Annotated in this window: 3 protein-coding genes; 1 reads left to right on the top strand and 2 read right to left on the bottom strand. The window is 77.2% G+C overall.

The window, feature by feature from the left end; genetic code table 11:
• Positions 1–611, bottom strand: a 611-nt coding sequence (locus VGL20_09965; protein HEY2704004.1) for a permease prefix domain 1-containing protein, incomplete at its 3' end; no start/stop codon positions are given.
• Entirely contained in the window at positions 608–955 is a 348-nt protein-coding gene (locus tag VGL20_09960) for a helix-turn-helix transcriptional regulator (protein ID HEY2704003.1), read from the bottom strand. The genes VGL20_09965 and VGL20_09960, both read right to left, overlap by 4 nt.
• 200 nt (positions 956–1,155) lie before the next feature.
• On the opposite strand from VGL20_09960, the gene VGL20_09955 reads away from it, so the two are divergent.
• Positions 1,156–1,803 (top strand): hypothetical protein, encoded by a 648-nt coding sequence (locus VGL20_09955; protein ID HEY2704002.1) that lies wholly within the window; start codon positions 1,156–1,158, stop codon positions 1,801–1,803.
• Positions 1,804–1,831: the final 28 nt, after the last annotated feature.

Below are 1,831 nucleotides of genomic sequence, written 5' to 3'. Positions count from 1 at the left end.
GCCGCGGCGAGGACGAGCACCGCCAGCCCGAGCCCGGCGACGGCGAGGGCCAGGGGCGACGAGCGCACCTCGTCGAGGTGGCGCAGCGCTGCCACCCCGTCGCCGAGCGCGGCGACCGCGCCGGCGAGCACGGCGACGAGCAGGCCCCGGAGCAGGGCGCCGCGAACGGCGGAGCCTGTCGCCGCGCGGCGATGCCGCAGCAGGCGGACCGCGGTGACCGCGCCGGCCACCGCCGCGACCTCGACGGCGAGCAGGGTGACGAGCGAGAGCAGCGGCTCGTAGGGCCACCAGCGCGGGGCGCCGGCGTCGTTGGCCACCTCGGTGAAGCGGAGCACCGCGATCGCGCCGAGGACGGTGAGGAGGGCGAGGCCGAGCTGCGAGGCGGTCGCCGCCGCGCGGCACCCGAGCTGCTCGCGGATCCGCCTCGCCAGCAGCGCCGGCGGCCCGAATTCGCGCACCGCGGCGGCCTCGGCCGCGGCGGGGTCGAGCCCGGCGGCGACCCCCGCCTCGACGGCGCAGCGGAGATGGTCCTCGGCCTCGAGCAGCACCCGGCGGCGGCGCGCGCCGGCGGGCAGCAGCCGGCCGAGCTCGGCGAGCACACCGGCGATCACCCGACGCCCGCCCCGAGCACGCGCTCGACGGCGCGGGAGAAGCTGCGCCAGGTGCCGCGATGCCCGGCGAGCGCCTGGTCGCCGCGACGGGTCAGCGCGTAGACGCGGCGGGGCCGGCCCGGCTCGGTGCTCCAGCGGCTGCTCAGCAGGCCGTCGCGCTCGAGGCGGTGCAGCGCCGGATACACGGTGCCCTCGGCGAGGTCGAATGCGCCCTGGCTGCGATCGCGAAGGGACTCGATGACCGCGTAGCCGTGGGCGGGATGCTCGGCGAGCACGGCGAGGAGGAGGCCGTCGAGATGGCCACGCAGCAGGTCCGGGCCGAGCCCGGGGCGGTGATCCCCCATACCTAGCCACTCTAGGCATCGACAGCCTAGGGGTCAAGCCCCCGGCGGTCGCAGGGCGGTGACGGTTGTCGCGGCGCCGCGACACGTGTCACAGGCATGCACGCCCTGTTTTTTTCGGCGGGGGGCCGCGGTCTTCCCGTTCGAACCCGGCGACCTCTCTCGCCGGGACCCAGGTGGGGCAGCCACCGAAGGACACCGACATGAACGCACGCAAGCTCCTCATCGCCGCCGGGGCCGCGACCGTCGCCGGCGCGCTCTCCGCCACCATCGCCCTCGCCGCCGACGGCGGCAGCCTCAGCGCCACCGCGGGCTCTCAGCCCTCGGGCTCGGCCAGCGCCTCGGCGGGCGGCAGCAGCGGCGGCGGCAGCTTCTCGGTGACCCTGCCGAGCGCGCCCGCCCTCCCCTCCGCGCCCTCGGTGCAGAGCATTCTCGCCATCGCCCAGCGGGCGGACGGTTGGTCGGACAGCGGCATGGCGAAGGCCGGGGCGGCCGGTGACCAGGCCCGGAGCGGGATCGACGACGGCGTGGCCGACGCGAGGAGCGCGGTCGACAGCACCGTCGCCGGCGCGAAGAGCAGGGTCGGCACCACCGTCACGGGGGCGAAGAGCACTGTCGCCGACGCCGCCGGCGACGGCGACGGCGCGGTCGCGAGCGGCGCGACCATGGTACAGAGCACCGTCGCCTCGGTCCTCGGCGCGGCCACCGGCGACGTCCCCACCATCGGCCAGCCCACCGTGAGCATCGGCGGCGGCTCGGTCTCCGCCTCGAACAGCGGCGTCCACGCCGGCGCCCCGAGCATCTCGGTGAGCGGCGGCTCGGTGAGCCTGGGCCTCCCCTCCATCCCCTGACCCACACCGCCGCCTCTGCACCGGGCGG

It is taken from the genome of Candidatus Dormiibacterota bacterium (assembly GCA_036495095.1).
Taxonomy (GTDB): Bacteria; Chloroflexota; Dormibacteria; order Aeolococcales; family Aeolococcaceae; genus CF-96.
The sequence above is the reverse complement of the archived record's forward strand: the minus strand, read 5'-3'. Positions and strand labels throughout refer to the sequence as shown.

Excerpts from the sequence above, each read along its gene's own strand:
- VGL20_09960 (HEY2704003.1), bottom strand. The coding sequence starts at position 955 with ATGGGGGATCACCGCCCCGGGCTCGGCCCGGACCTGCTGCGTGGCCAT.
- VGL20_09955 (HEY2704002.1), top strand. The coding sequence starts at position 1,156 with ATGAACGCACGCAAGCTCCTCATCGCCGCCGGGGCCGCGACCGTCGCC.